The organism is Escherichia sp. HH41S, from assembly GCF_009820115.1.
Lineage (GTDB): Bacteria > Pseudomonadota > Gammaproteobacteria > Enterobacterales > Enterobacteriaceae > Escherichia > Escherichia coli_F.
Window position 1 is genome coordinate 233168 of record NZ_VNXE01000123.1, and the last position, 20168, is coordinate 253335.

Consider the following 20168-nt stretch of genomic DNA (forward strand, 5'->3'; position numbering starts at 1 on the left):
GTGTTAGCGGGTGAGATTAATCGCGGCTGGCGAAGCCCAGAATGCTCAGCAGGCTGACGAAGATGTTGTACAGCGAAACATACAGGCTAACCGTGGCACGAATATAGTTCGTTTCACCGCCATGAATGATGTTGCTGGTTTCAAACAAGATAGCGCCAGAGGAGATCAGAATGAAGACCGCGCTGATCGCCAGATGCAGGGCAGGCAGCTGCAGGAAGATATTAGCAACCATACCAATCAGCACCACCACAATACCCGCCATCAGCATACCGCCAAGGAACGACATATCTTTGCGGGTGGTCAGCACATACGCAGAGCAGCAGAAGAACACTAACGCCGTTCCGCCCAGTGCCATAGCGATTACGTCACCCATTCCGGCAGACAGATAGGTATTCAGAATTGGTCCGAGGATATAACCCAGAAAACCGGTAAAGGCGAATGCGGAGATAATTCCGGTCGGCTTATTCGCCGTTTTATAGGTCAGGAACATCAAACCATACATACCCACCAGCGTCAGAATCAGACCCGGAGATGGCAGCATCAGCACCGTACTGGCAGTTGCGGTAATCGCCGAAAAGGCCAGCGTCAGGCTCAGCAGAAAATAGGTATTACGCAGCACCTTATGGGTGCTAAGCAGCGATGTACGGTCATGTGAAGAACTAACAATACGATCCATTGAGTCACTCTCTATGACAGATGTAATTAATTAAGCAGCATAATGATAATGCGTAAGGGCACCCAGAAGTTTTACCCATCTTTACGCATTTGATCTGGAACAGGTTTAACAGCGGATTATCAGGTCATTAAGCAAATATAACGCCCTGAGAATTTCGACAGGCAAAAGAAAAAGGGGTTAGCATTTAGCTAACCCCTTATCTTATTTGGCGGAAGCGCAGAGATTCGAACTCTGGAACCCTTTCGGGTCGCCGGTTTTCAAGACCGGTGCCTTCAACCGCTCGGCCACACTTCCGGAATGACGCGCACTATAAACATCCCGATGCGGCGTGTAAACCCCTAATTTGTTTGTTTGCCTGAAAAACAGCCAAAAGTGCATTGATAGCGTGAAATAACAGCAGATTGATCATTTCATCACCATGAATTCCTTCTCTTTTACTCGTTTAGCAACTGGCTAAACGTCCCCAATGCCCTGCAAAAGAAAAATAGGTCCATTTTTATCGCTAAAAGATAAAACCATATGGTTTGTATTGTTTTGTGCAAAAGTTTCACTACGCTTTATTAACAATACTATCTGGCGACGTGCGCCAGTGCAGAAGGATGAGCTTTCGTTTTCAGCATCTCACGTGAAGCGATGGTTTGCCTTGCTACAGGGACGTCGCTTGCCGACCATAAGCGCCCGGTGTCCTGCCGGTGTCGCAAGGAGAAGAGACGTGCGATATGAATAACGAGGAAACATTTTACCAGGCCATGCGGCGTCAGGGCGTTACCCGGCGCAGCTTTCTCAAATATTGCAGTCTGGCTGCCACCTCGCTGGGATTAGGCGCGGGAATGGCTCCGAAGATTGCCTGGGCGCTGGAGAACAAACCGCGCATTCCTGTGGTGTGGATCCACGGTCTTGAATGCACCTGCTGTACCGAATCTTTTATCCGCTCCGCTCACCCACTGGCGAAGGACGTCATTCTTTCTCTTATTTCCCTCGATTACGACGATACCTTGATGGCTGCTGCCGGTACCCAGGCGGAAGAAGTCTTTGAAGACATCATCACGCAATACAATGGCAAATATATCCTCGCAGTAGAAGGTAATCCACCGCTGGGTGAGCAGGGGATGTTCTGTATCAGCAGTGGTCGACCGTTTATTGAAAAACTCAAACGCGCCGCCGCCGGAGCCAGTGCGATTATCGCCTGGGGAACCTGTGCTTCCTGGGGATGCGTGCAGGCCGCGCGGCCCAATCCAACGCAGGCCACACCAATCGACAAAGTGATCACCGACAAACCGATCATTAAAGTGCCGGGCTGCCCGCCGATCCCGGATGTGATGAGCGCCATCATTACTTACATGGTGACGTTTGATCGTCTGCCGGATGTCGACAGAATGGGCCGTCCATTGATGTTCTATGGTCAGCGTATTCACGATAAATGTTATCGCCGCGCTCACTTTGACGCCGGAGAGTTCGTCCAGAGTTGGGATGATGACGCTGCCCGCAAAGGTTACTGCCTGTACAAAATGGGCTGCAAAGGGCCTACCACCTATAACGCCTGTTCCTCCACACGCTGGAATGATGGCGTTTCTTTCCCAATCCAGTCTGGTCACGGCTGCCTGGGCTGTGCGGAAAATGGTTTCTGGGATCGCGGTTCGTTCTACAGTCGCGTAGTCGATATTCCACAAATGGGTACCCATTCCACCGCTGATACCGTCGGCTTAACCGCGCTTGGCGTGGTGGCTGCGGCTGTTGGTGTACATGCGGTCGCCAGCGCCGTTGATCAGCGCAGACGTCATAACCAGCAACCTACAGAAACCGAACAACAGCCAGGCAATGAGGATAAACAGGCATGAGCACTCAGTACGAAACTCAGGGATACACCATCAACAATGCCGGACGCCGCCTGGTGGTCGACCCGATTACGCGCATTGAAGGCCACATGCGCTGCGAAGTGAATATTAACGATCAAAATGTGATCACCAATGCCGTTTCTTGCGGCACCATGTTTCGCGGGCTGGAGATCATCCTGCAAGGCCGCGATCCACGCGATGCGTGGGCGTTCGTTGAACGTATCTGCGGCGTCTGTACTGGCGTACACGCCCTGGCTTCGGTTTACGCCATCGAAGATGCCATCGGTATTAAAGTGCCGGACAACGCCAATATCATCCGCAATATTATGTTGGCAACGCTGTGGTGCCACGATCATCTGGTGCACTTCTATCAGCTTGCCGGGATGGACTGGATTGATGTGTTAGATGCGCTGAAAGCCGACCCGCGGAAAACCTCCGAACTGGCGCAAAGCCTCTCCTCATGGCCGAAATCATCCCCTGGCTATTTCTTCGACGTACAAAACCGCCTGAAGAAATTCGTTGAAGGCGGGCAGTTGGGGATCTTCCGTAACGGTTACTGGGGGCATCCGCAGTATAAACTGCCGCCAGAAGCCAACCTGATGGGCTTTGCTCACTATCTCGAAGCTCTCGATTTCCAGCGTGAAATTGTCAAAATCCACGCGGTCTTTGGTGGTAAAAACCCACATCCAAACTGGATTGTTGGCGGGATGCCGTGCGCTATCAACATTGACGAAAGTGGCGCGGTCGGGGCGGTCAATATGGAGCGCCTGAATCTGGTGCAGTCGATCATTACCCGCACGGCGGATTTCATTAATAACGTGATGATCCCCGACGCTTTAGCCATCGGTCAGTTCAACAAACCGTGGAGCGAAATCGGCACTGGTCTTTCTGATAAATGTGTCCTCAGTTACGGGGCGTTCCCGGATATTGCCAACGACTTTGGCGAGAAAAGTCTGCTAATGCCTGGCGGCGCGGTGATTAACGGCGACTTCAACAATGTGCTGCCAGTGGATTTGGTTGATCCGCAGCAGGTGCAGGAGTTTGTCGATCACGCCTGGTATCGTTATCCCAACGATCAGGTCGGGCGTCATCCGTTCGATGGTATTACCGACCCGTGGTACAACCCCGGCGATGTCAAAGGCAGCGATACCAACATTCAGCAGCTGAATGAACAGGAACGCTACTCGTGGATCAAAGCGCCACGCTGGCGCGGTAACGCGATGGAAGTGGGGCCGCTGGCACGCACATTGATCGCTTATCACAAAGGCGATGCTGCGACTGTTGAGTCGGTCGATCGCATGATGTCGGCGTTGAACCTGCCGCTTTCCGGCATCCAGTCAACGTTAGGCCGCATTTTGTGTCGCGCGCACGAAGCGCAGTGGGCCGCAGGTAAGTTGCAGTATTTCTTCGACAAGCTGATGACCAACCTGAAAAACGGCAATCTTGCCACCGCCTCCACTGAAAAATGGGAACCTGCAACCTGGCCGACAGAGTGCCGTGGTGTCGGTTTTACCGAAGCGCCGCGCGGGGCGTTAGGCCACTGGGCTGCCATTCGTGACGGCAAGATTGATCTCTACCAGTGTGTGGTGCCGACCACCTGGAACGCCAGCCCGCGCGACCCCAAAGGGCAAATTGGCGCTTATGAAGCCGCGCTGATGAACACCAAAATGGCGATCCCCGAGCAACCGCTGGAGATCCTGCGTACTCTGCACAGCTTTGACCCGTGCCTCGCCTGTTCAACACACGTGCTGGGCGACGACGGTAGCGAGCTGATCTCCGTGCAGGTGCGTTAACAGCGAAGGAGAATCATCATGCAACAGAAAAGCGACAACGTTGTCAGTCACTATGTCTTTGAAGCACCCGTGCGGATATGGCACTGGCTGACGGTGTTATGCATGGCGGTGTTGATGGTCACCGGTTACTTTATCGGCAAGCCGCTGCCTTCGGTCAGCGGTGAGGCGACGTATCTGTTTTATATGGGCTACATCAGGTTAATTCACTTCAGCGCCGGGATGGTTTTTACCGTGGTCTTGCTGATGCGGATCTACTGGGCTTTTGTCGGCAATCGCTACTCACGCGAGCTGTTTATCGTGCCGGTATGGCGTAAAAGCTGGTGGCAGGGCGTGTGGTATGAAATCCGCTGGTATCTGTTTCTGGCAAAACGTCCGAGTGCCGATATAGGCCATAACCCCATCGCTCAGGCGGCAATGTTCGGCTATTTCCTGATGTCCGTCTTTATGATCATCACCGGTTTTGCGTTGTACAGCGAACACAGCCAGTACGCTATTTTCGCGCCGTTCCGTTATGTGGTGGAGTTTTTCTACTGGACGGGCGGCAACTCAATGGACATTCACAGCTGGCATCGGCTGGGGATGTGGCTGATTGGCGCGTTTGTTATCGGTCATGTCTACATGGCGCTGCGTGAAGACATCATGTCCGACGACACAGTGATCTCCACCATGGTCAACGGCTACCGTAGCCACAAATTTGGCAAAATAAGTAACAAGGAGCGTTCATGAGCGAGCAACGCGTGGTGGTAATGGGGCTGGGCAATCTGCTGTGGGCCGATGAAGGCTTCGGCGTGCGGGTGGCGGAACGCCTGTATGCTCATTACCACTGGCCCGATGAAGTCGAGATTGTTGATGGCGGCACTCAGGGACTGAACTTGCTGGGGTATGTCGAAAGCGCCAGCCACTTGCTGATTCTCGACGCCATTGATTACGGGCTGGAACCCGGAACGCTACGAACGTATGCCGGAGAACGCATTCCGGCCTATCTCAGCGCGAAGAAAATGAGCCTGCACCAGAACAGTTTCTCCGAAGTACTGGCGCTGGCAGATATCCGCGGAAATCTGCCAGCACATATTGCCCTCGTCGGCCTGCAACCCGCGATGCTCGACGACTACGGCGGTAGCCTGAGCGAACTGGCTCGGGAGCAACTGCCCGCCGCGGAACAGGGGGCGCTGGCGCAACTGGCTGCGTGGGGAATTGAGCCGCAACCGGCTAATGAATCGCGCTGTCTCAATTATGACTGTCTGTCGATGGAAAACTACGAAGGCGTTCGCTTGCGCCAGTACCGGATGACGCTGGAGGAGCAGGAATGAGCAACGACACGCCATTTGATGCGTTGTGGCAACGTATGCTGGCGCGCGGCTGGACGCCGATCAGTGAATCCCGTCTTGACGACTGGCTTACGCAAGCGCCAGACGGTGTGGTGTTATTAAGCAGTGACCCGAAACGCACGCCAGAGGTCAGCGATAATCCGGTAATGATTGGCGAATTACTGCGCGAGTTTCCTGATTATACATGGCAGGTAGCGATTGCCGACCTTGAGCAAAGCGAAGCCATCGGTGATCGTTTTGGCGTATTTCGTTTTCCCGCCACACTGGTTTTTACCGGTGGTAGCTATCGCGGCGTGCTGAATGGTATTCACCCGTGGGCGGAACTGATAAACCTGATGCGCGGGCTTATTGAACCGCAACAGGAGCGTGCCTCATGAGCGAAACTTTTTTCCATCTACTGGGGCCCGGAACGCAGCCTGATGATGATAGTTTTAGCATGAATCCACTGCCGATTACCTGTCAGGTGAATGATGAACCGAGCATGGCTGCCCTGGAACAGTGTGTGCATAGCCCGCAGGTGATTGCGCTGTTAAACGAGTTGCAACATCAACTAAGCGAGCGCCAGCCGCCGCTGGGCGAGGTGCTGGCAGTCGATCTGTTCAATCTCAACGCCGACGATCGTCACTTTATCAATACGCTTCTCGGGGAAGGGGAAGTGTCAGTGCGCATTCAGCAGGCTGATGGTAGTGAAAGTGAAATTCAGGAGGCGATCTTCTGCGGATTATGGCGGGTTCGCAGACGTCGCGGTGAACAGTTGCTGGAGGACAAACTGGAGGCTGGCTGCGCGCCGCTGGCATTGTGGCAGGCGGCAACGCAAAACGTCTTGCCGACAGATTCGCTGTTACCGCCGCCCATTGATGGCCTGATGAATGGCCTACCGTTGGCTCATGAATTACTAGCCCATGTACGTAATCCTGACGCGCAGCCGCACAGCATTAATCTGACGCAATTACCTATCAGCGAGGCTGATCGGCTTTTTCTCTCACGTCTCTGTGGGCCGGGAAATATTCAGATTCGCACCATTGGCTACGGCGAGAGCTATATCAACGCGACCGGCCTGCGGCATGTCTGGCATTTACGTTGTACGGACACCTTAAAAGGCCCGTTACTTGAGAGTTATGAAATCTGCCCAATACCGGAAGTGGTGCTGGCAGCGCCAGAAGATTTGGTCGACTCTGCGCAGCGGCTTAGTGAGGTATGTCAGTGGCTGGCGGAAGGTGCACCGACGTAAAAAGACGGTAAGTATCGCTTTCAGGCTTATGAATATCGCAATCGGCGAATACCTCTGGTCGTAGAGTTTCAGGATAAAGAGGGAGATCTACCATTAACGGGTTATTTTTCTCTCTTCGCCTACAGGAGTGCGCATGTGGGATGTCATTGATTTATCGCGCTGGCAGTTTGCTCTGACCGCGCTGTATCACTTTTTATTTGTACCCCTTACCCTGGGGCTGATTTTTTTGCTGGCTATCATGGAAACCATTTACGTGGTCACCGGCAAAACAATCTACCGCGATATGACGCGCTTCTGGGGTAAGCTCTTCGGTATCAACTTTGCTCTTGGCGTGGCTACCGGCCTGACCATGGAGTTTCAGTTTGGTACTAACTGGTCATTCTATTCCAACTATGTGGGCGATATTTTTGGCGCACCGCTGGCGATGGAAGCATTAATGGCCTTCTTCCTCGAATCCACCTTTGTCGGGCTGTTCTTCTTCGGCTGGCAACGGCTGAATAAATACCAGCACCTGCTGGTAACGTGGCTGGTGGCGTTCGGTTCAAATCTCTCTGCGTTGTGGATATTGAATGCCAACGGTTGGATGCAATATCCGACCGGTGCGCATTTTGATATCGACACCCTTCGTATGGAAATGACCAGCTTCAGCGAGCTGGTCTTTAACCCGGTCAGCCAGGTGAAATTTGTGCACACCGTAATGGCGGGCTACGTGACCGGGGCCATGTTTATTATGGCGATCAGCGCCTGGTATTTACTGCGCGGACGGGAGCGCGATGTTGCATTACGCTCGTTTGCCATCGGTTCCGTCTTCGGTACTCTGGCGATTATCGGTACGCTGCAACTCGGAGACAGTTCTGCGTATGAAGTCGCGCAAGTACAACCGGTAAAACTGGCGGCAATGGAAGGGGAGTGGCAAACGGAACCTGCACCTGCACCGTTCCATGTAGTTGCCTGGCCGGAACAGGATCAAGAGCGTAACGCCTTTGCCATCAAAATTCCTGCGCTGCTAGGGATCCTCGCCACTCACTCATTAGATAAACCCGTGCCGGGTCTGAAGAATTTGATGGCTGAAACCTACCCACGCTTGCAACGCGGACGTATGGCCTGGCTGTTAATGCAGGAAATATCGCAAGGCAATCGTGAGCCGCATGTGTTGCAGGCATTCCGGGAGCTGGAAGGCGACCTTGGTTACGGCATGTTGCTCTCCCGCTATGCGCCGGATATGAACCATGTCACAGCTGCACAGTACCAGGCGGCGATGCGTGGCGCGATACCTCAGGTTGCGCCGGTATTCTGGAGTTTCCGCATCATGGTGGGCTGTGGTTCTCTGCTGCTACTGGTGATGCTGATTGCGCTTTTCCAGACGCTGCGTGGCAAAATCGACCAGCATCGCTGGGTACTGAAAATGGCGCTCTGGAGTTTGCCGCTGCCGTGGATTGCGATTGAAGCCGGGTGGTTTATGACCGAGTTTGGTCGTCAGCCGTGGGCGATACAGGACATCTTACCGACATACTCCGCGCACTCCGCCTTAACCACAGGACAACTGGCTTTCTCACTGATCATGATCGTAGGGCTTTACACCCTGTTCTTAATCGCCGAAGTCTACCTGATGCAGAAATATGCCCGTCTGGGGCCGAGCGCGATGCAGAGTGAACAACCGACGCAGCAACAGGGGTAAAGGAGAAAATCATGTTTGATTATGAAACATTGCGCTTCATCTGGTGGCTGCTGATTGGCGTGATCCTGGTGGTCTTTATGATCTCCGATGGATTTGACATGGGGATTGGCTGTTTGCTGCCGCTGGTGGCGCGTAATGATGATGAACGCCGGATAGTGATAAACAGCGTTGGCGCGCACTGGGAAGGCAATCAGGTCTGGTTAATCCTCGCAGGTGGGGCATTATTTGCCGCCTGGCCCAGAGTGTATGCAGCGGCGTTTTCCGGCTTTTATGTGGCGATGATTCTGGTGCTGTGCTCGTTGTTCTTCCGCCCGCTGGCCTTTGATTATCGCGGAAAAATCGCCGATGCACGCTGGCGTAAAATGTGGGATGCCGGACTGGTCATCGGCAGTCTGGTGCCGCCGGTAGTCTTCGGTATTGCCTTCGGCAACTTGCTGCTCGGCGTGCCGTTTGCCTTCACACCGCAATTACGCGTGGAATATCTCGGCAGTTTTTGGCAACTGCTGACGCCATTCCCTTTATTGTGCGGATTGCTCAGCCTTGGGATGGTGATTTTGCAAGGTGGCGTCTGGTTACAACTAAAAACTGTTGGTGTGATTCATCTGCGTTCACAGCTGGCGACCAAACGCGCCGCACTGCTGGTGATGCTGTGCTTTTTGCTGGCGGGTTACTGGCTGTGGGTCGGTATTGATGGCTTTGTACTGCTCGCCCAGGATGCTAACGGTCCTTCCAATCCGTTAATGAAACTGGTGGCAGTGCTACCTGGTGCCTGGATGAATAATTTCGTCGAATCGCCCGTTTTGTGGATCTTCCCGCTGCTGGGGTTCTTCTGCCCATTGCTGACGGTGATGGCGATTTATCGTGGTCGCCCGGGTTGGGGATTTTTGATGGCATCATTGATGCAATTTGGCGTGATTTTCACGGCAGGCATCACGCTGTTCCCTTTTGTCATGCCTTCGAGCGTAAGTCCGATCTCCAGCCTGACGTTGTGGGACAGCACTTCCAGCCAGCTGACGCTGAGCATTATGTTGGTAATCGTGCTGATATTTTTGCCCATTGTGTTGCTCTACACTTTCTGGAGCTACTACAAAATGTGGGGGCGCATGACGACAGAAACTCTCCGCCGTAACGAAAACGAGCTGTACTAAGGAGCAGGAACAATGTGGTATTTACTTTGGTTCGTCGGCATTTTGTTGATGTGTTCGCTCTCCACCCTTGTGTTGGTATGGCTGGACCCGCGTCTGAAAAGTTAACGAATGTAAGCCTGATGAGGCACATTAGCGTCGCATCAGGCAATCAATAATGTCGGATATGAAAAGCGGAAACATATCGATGAAAGCGATCTTGATCCCATTCTTATCTCTTCTGATTCCGTTCACCCCGCAATCTGCATTCGCTCAGAGTGAGCCGGAGCTGAAGCTGGAAAGTGTGGTGATTGTCAGTCGTCATGGTGTGCGTGCCCCAACCAAGGCCACGCAACTGATGCAGGATGTCACCCCAGACGCATGGCCAACATGGCCGGTAAAACTGGGGTGGCTGACACCGCGCGGTGGTGAGCTAATCGCTTATCTCGGGCATTACCAACGCCAGCGTCTGGTGGCTGACGGATTGCTGGCGAAAAAGGGCTGCCCGCAGCCTGGTCAGGTCGCGATTATTGCTGATGTCGACGAGCGTACCCGTAAAACAGGCGAAGCCTTCGCCGCCGGGCTGGCACCTGACTGCGCAATAACCGTACATACCCAGGCAGATACGTCCAGTCCCGATCCGTTATTTAATCCTCTAAAAACTGGCATTTGCCAACTGGATAACGCGAACGTGACTGACGCGATCCTCAGCAGGGCAGGAGGGTCAATTGCTGACTTTACCGGGCATCGGCAAACGGCGTTTCGCGAACTGGAACAGGTGCTTAATTTCCCACAATCAAACTTGTGCCTTAACCGTGAGAAACAGGACGAAAGCTGTTCATTAACGCAGGTATTACCATCGGAACTCAAGGTGAGCGCCGACAATGTCTCATTAACCGGTGCGGTAAGCCTGGCGTCAATGCTGACGGAGATATTTCTCCTGCAACAAGCACAGGGAATGCCGGAGCCGGGGTGGGGAAGGATCACCGATTCACACCAGTGGAACACCTTGCTAAGCCTGCATAACGCGCAGTTTTATTTGCTACAACGCACGCCAGAGGTTGCCCGCAGTCGCGCCACCCCGTTATTAGATTTGATCACGACGGCGTTGACGCCACATCCTCAGCAAAAGCAGGTGTATGGTGTGACATTACCCACTTCAGTGCTGTTTATCGCCGGACACGATACTAATCTGGCAAATCTCGGCGGCGCACTGGAGCTCAACTGGACGCTTCCCGGTCAGCCGGATAACACACCGCCAGGGGGTGAACTGGTGTTTGAACGCTGGCGTAGGCTAAGTGATAACAGCCATTGGATTCAGGTTTCGCTGGTCTTCCAGACTTTACAGCAGATGCGTGATAAAACGCCGCTATCATTAAATACGCCGCCCGGAGAGGTGAAACTGACCCTGGCAGGATGTGAAGAGCGAAACGTGCAGGGCATGTGTTCGTTGGCCGGTTTTACGCAAATCGTGAATGAAGCACGCATACCTGCGTGCAGTTTGTAATGCATAAAAAAAGAGCATTCAGTTACCTGAATGCTCTGAAGCTGATGACAAACGAAGAACTGTCTGATGCGTAGGCCGGAAAAGGCGTTCACGCCGCATCCGGCCACCTTACCTTCAGTTTTACTCTTTCTCGGAGTAACTATAACCGTAATAGTTATAGCCATAACTGTAAGCGGTGCTGGCGCGTTTAATCACACCATTGAGGATTGCGCCTTTAATATTAACGCCAGCCTGCTCCAGACGCTGCATTGACAAGCTCACCTCTTTGGCGGTGTTCAAGCCAAAACGCGCAACCAGCAGGCTGGTGCCGACAGAGCGCCCCACGACCGCAGCATCGCTCACCGCCAGCATCGGCGGCGTATCGACAATCACCAGATCGTAATGGTCGTTCGCCCATTCCAGTAATTGACGCATCCGATCGCGCATCAGCAGTTCAGACGGGTTAGGTGGCACCTGACCGCGAGTAATCACATCAAAGCCTCCTTTGCCAAAATGCTGGATCACTTTGTTGAGCTCATCTTTCCCTGCCAGATATTCCGACAAGCCATGTTCATTACTCACGGTAAACAGGTTATGCGAATAACCACGACGTAAGTCGGCATCAATAAATAACACTTTTTGATCGGACTGGGCGATCACCGCCGCCAGAGTTGAACTGACGAACGTTTTACCACTGTCTGGCGTCGCACCGGTGATCATCAGAATGTTATTCTCTGTCTCCATCATAGCGAAGTGCAGACTGGTTCGTAGCGCACGTACGGCTTCCACAGCAGAATCCGCCGGGTTATCCACCGCCAGGAAGGGGATATTTTTAGTACGATGGCGCTGCTGATTAGAAAATAAATTTTTCTTACGCAGACGGGTACGCTTATCCAGCCACTCGGACATCGGGATAGTGGCATAAACGCTGATGCCGTGCTCTTCCAGTTGTTCCGGTGCTTCTACACCACGACGCAACATCGCACGCGCCAGCACGGCACCCACCGAAATAAACAGGCCAAGAATAAAACCAAGCACCACATTCAACGCTTTTTTCGGTTTCACTGGCTGCGGCTGAGTGACTGCCGGGTCGATAATCCGCACGTTACCAATCGCACTGGATTTCGAAATACTCAACTCCTGCTGGCGGTTAAGTAATTGCAGATATACCGCACGGCCCGCTTCTACGTCACGGCTTAAACGCAATACTTCCTGTTGAGTGGAAGGCATTGCCGATACCCGCTTATTCAGGCGTTTGCGTTCTTGCTCCAGCGTCTGGCGTTTTTCCAGCAGCGCACGATAAGTTGGGTGATCTTTCTTATACAGCTGGGAGATCTCGGCCTCGCGGAAGGTCAGCTCATTGAGTTGATTATCAACGTTAACAATCTGCTCAAGAACGGCTTTGGCTTCCAGGTTAAGGTCAACCGAATCGCGCTGCTGGCGATAAACGTTGAGTTTTTCTTCCGCCTGGTCCAGCTCGCTGCGCACTTCTGGCAACTGGCGCTGTAAGAATTCAAGGCTTTGTGAATCCTGCGCCGCCTGGCGAGCGATATTCTGTTGCAAATAGTTGTTAGCGATGCTGTTCAGAATACGGGTAATCAACTGGGGATCATCACCGGTCATGGTAAGTTCCAGCATCCCGCTTTCTTTACTGCGTTCGCTAACGGTAAAGGTTTCCTGCAACGCGTTAATCGCTTCCAGTTCGGTACGCTGGCTCAGGACAAACTGCGTTCCTGGTTTGGCCTTAATGTCCGCGATAGTCAGCGCAACGCCGTCTTTTTCCAGACGCTGGCCGACCATACCATTGACGGTGAACCCTTCACCTTCCAGCGTATAGTGGCCGTTTTCCCCAACTGTGAGTGTAAGTTGCTGATCCTGACCATTCAGTTGTGGAATATGCATCCAGCTGATCGCCAGCTCACCTGGTTTCTCTTTGGTTAATCTCGCCCAGCCGCGACCCACAATCGGAAAATACTTCTGCTCAACCATGTCGCGCAGATTCAGTTCAGCAATGGTTTTACCGAGAATCATGCGCGATTGCAGCAGTTGGATCTCCGGTGCTGACTCGGGCGATGAGTTAGGGATCATATCGCTCAGGCCGCTGAGAATGGCGTTGCCCTGTTTCTGCTCAACCTGGACCAGCGTATCTGCCTGATAAATTGGCGTGCTTAACAGCGAGTAAGCGACAGCGATCAGCGTGAACAACGCGGTTACGCTGATAATAAACTTACGGTGATCCCATAACTCGCCGACCAGACGAAGCAGATCGATCTCATTTTCCTGAGTGCTGCCTGGTGGCGTATTCATATTTTTAGTTGTCATCGTATTTTATAAACTCAAATTACCGGCTGAGGCGCTTCGCCCATTCCTGACTGGCGCGCTCCAACATACCGTAGACATGCTCAAATGCGTCCTGACTTTTACGATAGGGATCCGGGATCTCTTTCTGTTCCAGCCATTGCCCAAACAGCATTGTCTTCCCGCGGACCTCGGGAGCGATTGCCGTAACCTGAGCAATATGTTCCGACTCCATTGCCAGAATCAGATCGTAATTTCGTGCCATCTCAGCAGTAAGCTTACGTCCGGCATGTCCTTCAAGAGATACGCCATGATTAGCGGCAACATCTGCCGCTGTTGCATCTGCAGGGTGCTTTACCAGACCATGAACACCTGCCGATTTGACTTTTACGCCTGGCAGACGTTTACGCAGCAAGCGCTCGCCAATGGGCGAACGGCAAATGTTGCCGGTACAAACCACCAGGATTGAGTTAAATTTTAGTTGGGCCATGTTTGAATCCACCGTGAAGTCTCTGTCAGGTCATGCACCCCGGAAATCGTCGGTACCAGCAGAGAAATCACACGGTTCCAACGAGCCAGCGGCGCGGTAGTGACATAAACAATGTCGTAAGGTTCAAGCTGGAATTCCGTTCCGAGTATCATTGCCGATGCGTCCTTCGCATTCAGCTGATAAATATTGGCGATTTTGCCATTCTGCTTGTTTTGCGTTGCACGAATAACAAAAATCCCCGTCGCATCAGCGACATCCTGATTCATACCCTCAGCGTTACCCAGTGCTTCCGCCAGGGTCATACCGCTGCGGTCCATTTTCAACGTGCTCTGTTTACCCACTTCACCCATCACGAAGACTTTCAGATCATCGTTGCGCGGAATAAATAAAATATCGCCCGGGTGCAGCAGTTTGTTCTGGCGCAAGTCGCCACGCTGCATCAGCGCATAGAGGTTCACTTTGGTCTTTACGCCATTCTGGGTGAGCACCACGTTGCGCCAGTCTGCATCTGCGGTCAGACCGCCCGCGGCGTTAATCGCATCCATGATGGTCAGAGGAATATTGGTAATCGGCTGCTGACCCGATTTGCTGACTTCGCCGGTGACGTACGCTTTTTGCGATCGGAACGCCGCGACGCTGACATCGACTTGCGGACTTTCAATGACTGAGTCCAGACGCGCTGTAATCTCGTTGCGTACTTGGGTAAGCGTTTTCCCGGCCACTTTCAGGCGACCAATATAAGGGTAGAAAATTGCACCATCAGCGTTAACCCAGTTGCCAGTATCACTGGCGCTACGATATTGCCCTGCGGGTGTGGTTAGTTCCGGGTGATCCCAGACCGTCACCATCAACACATCACCAATGCCGATACGATACTCATAGTTCGCGATTTGCTGCTCCAGCTCCGGGTTAGCCTGCGACATAATCGGTTTGGCGCGCAGCTGATCAATCAATCCTGGCGTGACGGGATAGATATTGACCATTTTGTCCAGGTCATACTGATTGTCAGGTAGTTCAATGACATCCTTGTTACTGGTCGATAAATTCTGACCAGGAACAAGGGTACATGCTGTCAAAGACAGAACAGCCAATGTCAGTACCGAAAACTTAAAAATGTTCTTTTTCATTGGTTTATATTTATCAGTCAATGTAATGTTATGAATTACGTCAGGTTATTGTCCAACCGGTACTTCTCGCTCTGCCGTCATTGGATAGAGCTGGTATTTACGTGACAGCATTTGTCCACCGTCACGCGTCAATGGTGTCCACGAAACCACCGCGCGGTTGCGGTTAGGTCCAATGGTCATCAAGTCGAACGGAATCGAGATATAAAACCCTTTACTAAAGCCGCCTTCGCCGTAGTCATCTTTAGATACGTTACTGATTGCCGCCCATACTCCTACTGCCACGCCGCTGTCAAAGCGTTTGGCGACGTCGATCGTTGCGCCTTTATCTTTTGCCAGATATTGCCCAACGCTAAGTTTCATCAGTACGCCATTGAGCGTCGGCGGGTTCCAGTAAGCCGTCACGAAACCTGTTGGCGTGGAATAATCGGTGAAGCGCATCATGTTGTCCCAGTCACGCTGCTTCACGTAGTTAACGTCCACCCCCAGCGCCCAGCTGGCATCGAGCGGGCGATAAAGCAGCTCGGAACCAACACCGGCATACATCGTTTCCAGATAACCGCCGTACACCTGGCCATAGAAACCGTTGCCTAAGTCGGCAAAATAGTTCGCCTGCAAGTTGTTGAGATAAACGTCATTGCGAACGTAGTCACGGATATGCGTGCGCACGCGGGGGAGGGTAGAGTCCGCGGGTAACAGCGAAGACTTAAACTTGTCGTAGTTGTTGTAAATATTGGTGAAAATACCGCCATCAAGCAGCAGGTGATCGGTAAACCAGTAGCGGGCGCTGGACATCAGCCCCAACTGGAACATATAGAAATCTTCCGGGCCGCCCAGTGACTGTGAAAGTGTTGGGTTGAAAGAGTAGCTAAAGCGATCTTCACGAATACGGTAGCCCCGACCAAAGGCAGAAAGATCTTCAGCTTCAACACGTTGTTGTTGCAGTGGCTCTGCTTTACCAGGCGCGGTACCGGCGAGCTGTTTGCGCAGGCTGGCTACGTCGGTTTCGGTCGTCACCATCGCCATATGCTCGCGCTTTTGCGTCACGCTAATCTTCTCAACGCCTTGCGGCAGGTTATTCACCAGAATCCGGTTGGCACGATCGACCGCTTCGCGAGAATCACGGTATTTGTATTGTTGACCAGACATATACAGCGTCTTATCGCGCAGCTGAATTTCCGGTGCTTCAAAACCTGCGTTGTACTTCAGCGCGGTAAGTTGGTTCGCTACTGTGGTGTACTGCAATCCTTCAGATTCCGGCGCAGGTTGATATGCCGGTTTTGGCGTATCGCGCAGGGCAGGGCGCAGATCGTTGAAATTGGTCCGTAACGTGAAGCCAAACATCAACGTGTTACCGCGTTCATAACTCAGGTTGAGATCTGCCCAGCTGGCAGCGCGATAAACTGCGCCGACGTTGAAATGGCTTGCCTGAGGCAGTTTGCCAGCGAAATCATTCTGGTAATTGTTGCCGTCGTATTCGAGTTTCAGACGCAGGGGATTCCACGGCGTTTGATACTCAATGCCGCCAAAGATGGAAGCCGGGCCACGAAAGATATCGCTAAAGCTGATATCGCCCGCATCGTGAGACTCTGCACGATGACAATATTTATCGCTCACCCGGCAAAACGGGTTGGTAATATTGCCCGCATTACCGGCGTAGCCCCATGCCATCCCGAGGGTGAAATCAAATGGCCCCGCTTGCTTGCTGGCCACCAAATATTCACCGTCAAACAGACCCGTACCAGCAATATCACGTTTACCAAACGCCACTTGCGGTAGCCAGTAACCTTCTTCCCACAGGCGAAGTTTAAAATCGAAAGATTTGTCTTTGTATGACTGATCGCCGCTGAAATCTTCCCACTGGCTATATTTGCGTGTGCGCACATCCGTATAACGAATGGTGCCTTCCAGCCATGGGAACAGCGCCACGGACGTGGAGTAGAAACGGTATTGATCGTTATCCCGGTAGTTGACGCTGAATTCACCTTCCGGTGCGATGCGCGCATTTGGCATCTGCAACAATCCTGTGCCGCCAAAGTCTGATTGCGACGACCCCAGCGGATCCGGGTAGGTTAATACTTCAGCATGACAGGCACTGGAGACGGCAATGGCCAGGCAGCTTAAAAGATAAGAGTTCTTCTTCATCAGTCAGGAACACGTTGCGTTAAAACAGACACAATCTGGTCATTTAAATCAGCATATTTTTCGGGCAGTACATGCGCAGAAAAGCCCAACCAAAGCTGGCTGCCAGGCGGTGGTTCCACATGTCTTTTATTCCACAGGGCAACAGGGGCGACGACAGTCTCACCCTCAGGCGTAATCACCATAACGTTATTCTTGTCCGCGCCTGCAAGGCGGGGGTGATCTTGCAGATAATCGGTAACGCTACGGCCTGCCTGCCAGGGCAATTGCCCAGCCCCAGAAACCGCACCCAGCAGAGTAATAGTCACCGGACGCTGTACGGTATAGAGCGTATAGTCCCCGACCAGCGGGGGATTGCTGTTCTCATCCACTCGTACAAAATCAGGGTCCAGTTTGACCGGTAAGCGACCAGTGATATTGAGATTGAGTAACTGCTGGCGCACGGATTTAATCGTTGCCACCACATCGTCGTCAGCTTCTGCTTCCCAGGAAGCAAGCTGTGCCAAGACATGTTGGTAGTCTTTAAGCGCTTTAGCTTTCGCCGCAGAGTCGGTCAGCAAGGCACCAGGCCACCAGAGGCGATCGCGCAGTTGCGGTTGTGTCACCAACTGGACAATATTTTCCACGGGGCCAACGGAAAGGGGCTGTTGTTCGCCAGGCAGATAAATAGTCACCGTTCCTTGCGCAAAGGCATGGGGTGTCATTACGTAAAGTACGCTGGCAATGAAATACGACTGTAATTTATTCATGGTGCGGGTTTAAGAAACGTCATTTCTACGGGAATAACCCCTGCGCCTAACATTTGCCGACTTTGACGAACCTGGCCAGTAGCCGAATCGACCCAGAATGTGTTTTGCCACTGTTTTTCTGGCAGCGTGGAAGTCACCTCTTCCTGCCAGACATTACACAGCACATCGCGACCCGCAATATTCAGCGTCTCTAATCCAGCAAAGGAAAAAGTGGAACTCAGGGTCGCAGAGCGAAAATGATTGTCTTCACTCCAGAGAATATCGCGCGTCCAGCGGCTGCCGTCTTTTATTGCCAGCGCGTTACGCAGAGGGTCCTGCCCGGAATTTGTCACTTCCAGCAGATTATTATTAAGTTTGACGGTTTTTAAAAGACGTCCATTGTGGGTAACCAGCATGGCGTTATCCTGGGATAACCATTTGCTTTGTTCTTGTTCTATATATCCCAGTACCACAAAGATTCGTTGCCCTTCATTAAGGCGTAAATACATCGTGGAATAAGGCAACGCCTGGATCTGCTGATCCGCTACGGTGATATCCTGATTATCGAAAAGGCTGGCGCGAAATGTATCGACCATACTTTGCTGGCTGTGTGTACATCCCGTAAGAAATAGTGCGAAAATCGATAAAATAAGAGGGCGCACCTTTAATCCTTGAAAGGTTAATTAAAAAAATGCAAATCTCTAAAGCCCGGTACGAATATCGCAACCGGGTATCATTTAACTTTAATTTTGACGCGTTAAAGCAGTATTAGCGCGTAGTGGACGTGGTGGTCGAGGTGTTATGAGAACCGCCATCGCCATTGTCATTTGCTGCAACTACTGCCAAAGTCGCCACACCAACAGCCGTTGCCACACCGACAACCGTCGCCGTGCCGACAGCGCCAGCAGCTACGCCACCGGTGGTAGCAGCAGTCGTAGTGGCACCAGTAGTGGTCGTTGTGGTGCCAGTAGTACCCGTCGTTGCCTCGGTCCCGTTTGCTACTTCTGGTGCAGCAAACGCAGCTGGCGTCGTCAACATGAAGGCCATAAGGATTGCAGAAAGCTTGTGTTTCATAACTTTTCCTTTATTCATCGCATGGACAATACGTACGCTTGAGATCAGGATTGTCTACTTTGAGTATAACATCCTTGTGAAATCTCCCTTTCCGCATACCGTCGGTACTATATACCGCGAGTGGGAAAGGCGCGCAGAGAGAAATATAAGATTGTTAACGATTTCCCTCTGGAAATACGACTTGTGAGCATAAGATAAATCTTAGAAAAATACAAATTAAAGATAAGAAAATTGTTAAGAAAGCTATTAACTATTGTTGGTGATATAGTTTCAAGCGGTACTATGATTGACTGTTAAGTAGCATTTATAACTATTAGGTGCAGAGATATTCGGCTAAATGGATTTGTTTTCCGGGGTGAAAGTAACTTTTGTTATAATGTGCGATGTTGACTATTGAGCTTTTTTAATAAAAACAGCCAGCTTTAAACAAGCTGCGTCATCTTAAGAGAGATAAACATTTGCCGCTGTTGGTCCGCGTAGGCCATTTACGCGGCAAAATTCCACGCGTAATCCTGGTATAAGCACTTCTGCGTCGCGGGGAGTGAATGCGGAAATATGGACCTGGACTTCTTTACGACCGTCGGAGGGGATAATGAATCCTTTGCCGCTTTTGCGATCAAAGGTTTTGACAATTCCTGTCATTTTACGGGACAAACAAATTCCTTACTGAAAATACTGCGCTGCACTATACGGGGTTAATAAAATAAAGCCAGCGATATTTAAGACCGCCGGACGGCTAAAATAAAAATTGCTTAATCTCAATTATCATGCGTTAATAGCTGCGTCGGTTTGAAAGACAGACAGCATACAAAGTAGTTTACTAAAGTAGTTCTCATTATCAGGCATTATCCCCTTCTTTTGAGTCTCTCTCCTGAACACTAAGTAGTTTCTGTATTAAAGCCCTGTTTGCCGAAAGGCCCAAAATGAAGGAAGTAAAATATGTCTAATAAAATGACTGGTTTAGTAAAATGGTTTAACGCAGATAAAGGTTTTGGCTTTATCACTCCTGATGATGGCAGCAAAGACGTTTTCGTCCATTTCACCGCCATCCAGAGCAATGAATTCCGCACGCTGAACGAAAATCAGAAAGTTGAATTTTCTATTGAGCAGGGGCAACGTGGTCCCGCGGCAGCGAACGTTGTTACGCTCTAAGGTTGCCGT

The 20168-nt window shown here is 51.7% G+C and carries 20 protein-coding genes and 1 tRNA gene; 11 read left to right on the forward strand and 10 right to left on the reverse strand.

What is annotated here, in order from left to right:
* Positions 1 to 16 precede the first annotated feature (16 nt).
* Positions 17 to 676 carry an FtsH protease modulator YccA gene (yccA, locus tag FQZ95_RS25185; protein WP_000375136.1) on the reverse strand — a complete coding sequence of 220 codons (660 nt, stop codon included), beginning with the start codon at positions 674 to 676 and terminating at the stop codon, positions 17 to 19.
* Positions 677 to 882: 206 nt separating this feature from the next.
* Positions 883 to 970: transfer RNA gene (locus FQZ95_RS25190), tRNA-Ser, on the reverse strand.
* A gap of 425 nt (positions 971 to 1395) precedes the next feature.
* Here FQZ95_RS25190 and hyaA point away from each other — a divergent pair.
* The 10 genes from hyaA to appA all read left to right on the forward strand — a co-directional run bounded on the left by hyaA (position 1396) and on the right by appA (position 11172).
* Positions 1396 to 2514, forward strand: a complete 1119-nt coding sequence (gene hyaA, locus FQZ95_RS25195; RefSeq protein ID WP_001353311.1) for a hydrogenase 1 small subunit — start codon at positions 1396 to 1398, stop codon at positions 2512 to 2514.
* Positions 2511 to 4304, forward strand: a complete 1794-nt coding sequence (gene hyaB / locus FQZ95_RS25200; RefSeq protein ID WP_000107384.1) for a Ni/Fe-hydrogenase large subunit — start codon at positions 2511 to 2513, stop codon at positions 4302 to 4304. The genes hyaA and hyaB overlap by 4 nt, the downstream gene beginning before the upstream one ends.
* 18 nt (positions 4305 to 4322) lie before the next feature.
* A complete protein-coding gene (gene hyaC, locus FQZ95_RS25205; RefSeq protein WP_001186424.1) occupies positions 4323 to 5030 on the forward strand; it encodes a Ni/Fe-hydrogenase b-type cytochrome subunit in 708 nt (235 codons plus the stop codon).
* Positions 5027 to 5614 (forward strand): hydrogenase 1 maturation protease, encoded by a 588-nt coding sequence (gene hyaD, locus FQZ95_RS25210; protein ID WP_000003634.1) that lies wholly within the window; start codon positions 5027 to 5029, stop codon positions 5612 to 5614. Before hyaC ends, hyaD begins: the two co-directional genes overlap by 4 nt.
* On the forward strand, positions 5611 to 6009 hold the full coding sequence (gene hyaE, locus FQZ95_RS25215) for a hydrogenase-1 operon protein HyaE (protein ID WP_000063962.1): 399 nt from the start codon (positions 5611 to 5613) through the stop codon (positions 6007 to 6009). The genes hyaD and hyaE overlap by 4 nt, the downstream gene beginning before the upstream one ends.
* Positions 6006 to 6863, forward strand: a complete 858-nt coding sequence (locus FQZ95_RS25220) for a hydrogenase expression/formation protein (protein ID WP_000004882.1) — start codon at positions 6006 to 6008, stop codon at positions 6861 to 6863. Before hyaE ends, FQZ95_RS25220 begins: the two co-directional genes overlap by 4 nt.
* Positions 6864 to 6996: 133 nt before the next feature.
* A complete protein-coding gene (gene appC, locus FQZ95_RS25225; protein WP_088541660.1) occupies positions 6997 to 8541 on the forward strand; it encodes a cytochrome bd-II oxidase subunit 1 in 1545 nt (514 codons plus the stop codon).
* Between the two features lie 11 nt (positions 8542 to 8552).
* Positions 8553 to 9689 carry a cytochrome d ubiquinol oxidase subunit II gene (gene appB / locus FQZ95_RS25230; RefSeq protein ID WP_088541661.1) on the forward strand — a complete coding sequence of 379 codons (1137 nt, stop codon included), beginning with the start codon at positions 8553 to 8555 and terminating at the stop codon, positions 9687 to 9689.
* Between the two features lie 12 nt (positions 9690 to 9701).
* Complete coding sequence (gene cbdX, locus FQZ95_RS25235; RefSeq protein WP_000270305.1) at positions 9702 to 9794, forward strand: cytochrome bd-II oxidase subunit CbdX; 93 nt, start codon at positions 9702 to 9704, stop codon at positions 9792 to 9794.
* Positions 9795 to 9873: 79 nt separating this feature from the next.
* Entirely contained in the window at positions 9874 to 11172 is a 1299-nt protein-coding gene (gene appA / locus FQZ95_RS25240) for a bifunctional acid phosphatase/4-phytase (protein ID WP_088541699.1), read from the forward strand.
* Between the two features lie 120 nt (positions 11173 to 11292).
* Here the strand turns inward: appA and etk are convergent, their stop codons facing one another.
* The 8 genes from etk to cspH form a co-directional block, all read right to left on the reverse strand.
* Positions 11293 to 13473 carry a tyrosine-protein kinase gene (etk, locus tag FQZ95_RS25245; protein ID WP_000208674.1) on the reverse strand — a complete coding sequence of 727 codons (2181 nt, stop codon included), beginning with the start codon at positions 13471 to 13473 and terminating at the stop codon, positions 11293 to 11295.
* 19 nt (positions 13474 to 13492) lie between these two features.
* Positions 13493 to 13939: a protein-tyrosine-phosphatase Etp gene (etp, locus tag FQZ95_RS25250; RefSeq protein ID WP_000057871.1), complete on the reverse strand. Its 447-nt coding sequence runs from the start codon at positions 13937 to 13939 to the stop codon at positions 13493 to 13495.
* The gene (locus tag FQZ95_RS25255; RefSeq protein ID WP_001295357.1) at positions 13927 to 15066 is read right to left on the reverse strand and encodes a polysaccharide export protein; all 1140 of its coding nucleotides are present in this window, start codon (positions 15064 to 15066) and stop codon (positions 13927 to 13929) included. The genes etp and FQZ95_RS25255 overlap by 13 nt, the downstream gene beginning before the upstream one ends.
* Positions 15067 to 15111: 45 nt before the next feature.
* On the reverse strand, positions 15112 to 17208 hold the full coding sequence (locus FQZ95_RS25260) for a YjbH domain-containing protein (protein ID WP_000742336.1): 2097 nt from the start codon (positions 17206 to 17208) through the stop codon (positions 15112 to 15114).
* On the reverse strand, positions 17208 to 17954 hold the full coding sequence (locus tag FQZ95_RS25265; protein WP_160530920.1) for a capsule biosynthesis GfcC family protein: 747 nt from the start codon (positions 17952 to 17954) through the stop codon (positions 17208 to 17210). The genes FQZ95_RS25260 and FQZ95_RS25265 overlap by 1 nt, the downstream gene beginning before the upstream one ends.
* Entirely contained in the window at positions 17951 to 18595 is a 645-nt protein-coding gene (gene gfcB, locus FQZ95_RS25270) for a lipoprotein GfcB (protein ID WP_160530922.1), read from the reverse strand. Before gfcB ends, FQZ95_RS25265 begins: the two co-directional genes overlap by 4 nt.
* 106 nt (positions 18596 to 18701) lie before the next feature.
* Positions 18702 to 19007, reverse strand: a complete 306-nt coding sequence (locus FQZ95_RS25275) for a hypothetical protein (RefSeq protein WP_032183890.1) — start codon at positions 19005 to 19007, stop codon at positions 18702 to 18704.
* Positions 19008 to 19448: 441 nt separating this feature from the next.
* Entirely contained in the window at positions 19449 to 19661 is a 213-nt protein-coding gene (gene cspH, locus FQZ95_RS25280; protein WP_000087763.1) for a cold shock-like protein CspH, read from the reverse strand.
* 285 nt (positions 19662 to 19946) lie between these two features.
* Here cspH and cspG point away from each other — a divergent pair, with 285 nt between their 5' ends.
* Entirely contained in the window at positions 19947 to 20159 is a 213-nt protein-coding gene (gene cspG, locus FQZ95_RS25285) for a cold shock protein CspG (protein WP_000066490.1), read from the forward strand.
* The last annotated feature ends 9 nt before the right edge of the window (positions 20160 to 20168 follow it).

What these genes read in the sequence shown, in the direction of transcription:
- yccA (WP_000375136.1), bottom strand. Translation starts at nt 676, where the DNA reads ATGGATCGTATTGTTAGTTCTTCACATGACCGTACATCGCTGCTTAGC.
- hyaA (WP_001353311.1), top strand. Translation starts at nt 1,396, where the DNA reads ATGAATAACGAGGAAACATTTTACCAGGCCATGCGGCGTCAGGGCGTT.
- hyaB (WP_000107384.1), top strand. Translation starts at nt 2,511, where the DNA reads ATGAGCACTCAGTACGAAACTCAGGGATACACCATCAACAATGCCGGA.
- hyaC (WP_001186424.1), top strand. Translation starts at nt 4,323, where the DNA reads ATGCAACAGAAAAGCGACAACGTTGTCAGTCACTATGTCTTTGAAGCA.
- hyaD (WP_000003634.1), top strand. Translation starts at nt 5,027, where the DNA reads ATGAGCGAGCAACGCGTGGTGGTAATGGGGCTGGGCAATCTGCTGTGG.
- hyaE (WP_000063962.1), top strand. Translation starts at nt 5,611, where the DNA reads ATGAGCAACGACACGCCATTTGATGCGTTGTGGCAACGTATGCTGGCG.
- FQZ95_RS25220 (WP_000004882.1), top strand. Translation starts at nt 6,006, where the DNA reads ATGAGCGAAACTTTTTTCCATCTACTGGGGCCCGGAACGCAGCCTGAT.
- appC (WP_088541660.1), top strand. Translation starts at nt 6,997, where the DNA reads ATGTGGGATGTCATTGATTTATCGCGCTGGCAGTTTGCTCTGACCGCG.
- appB (WP_088541661.1), top strand. Translation starts at nt 8,553, where the DNA reads ATGTTTGATTATGAAACATTGCGCTTCATCTGGTGGCTGCTGATTGGC.
- cbdX (WP_000270305.1), top strand. Translation starts at nt 9,702, where the DNA reads ATGTGGTATTTACTTTGGTTCGTCGGCATTTTGTTGATGTGTTCGCTC.
- appA (WP_088541699.1), top strand. Translation starts at nt 9,874, where the DNA reads ATGAAAGCGATCTTGATCCCATTCTTATCTCTTCTGATTCCGTTCACC.
- etk (WP_000208674.1), bottom strand. Translation starts at nt 13,473, where the DNA reads ATGACAACTAAAAATATGAATACGCCACCAGGCAGCACTCAGGAAAAT.
- etp (WP_000057871.1), bottom strand. Translation starts at nt 13,939, where the DNA reads ATGGCCCAACTAAAATTTAACTCAATCCTGGTGGTTTGTACCGGCAAC.
- FQZ95_RS25255 (WP_001295357.1), bottom strand. Translation starts at nt 15,066, where the DNA reads ATGAAAAAGAACATTTTTAAGTTTTCGGTACTGACATTGGCTGTTCTG.
- FQZ95_RS25260 (WP_000742336.1), bottom strand. Translation starts at nt 17,208, where the DNA reads ATGAAGAAGAACTCTTATCTTTTAAGCTGCCTGGCCATTGCCGTCTCC.
- FQZ95_RS25265 (WP_160530920.1), bottom strand. Translation starts at nt 17,954, where the DNA reads ATGAATAAATTACAGTCGTATTTCATTGCCAGCGTACTTTACGTAATG.
- FQZ95_RS25275 (WP_032183890.1), bottom strand. Translation starts at nt 19,007, where the DNA reads ATGAAACACAAGCTTTCTGCAATCCTTATGGCCTTCATGTTGACGACG.
- cspG (WP_000066490.1), top strand. Translation starts at nt 19,947, where the DNA reads ATGTCTAATAAAATGACTGGTTTAGTAAAATGGTTTAACGCAGATAAA.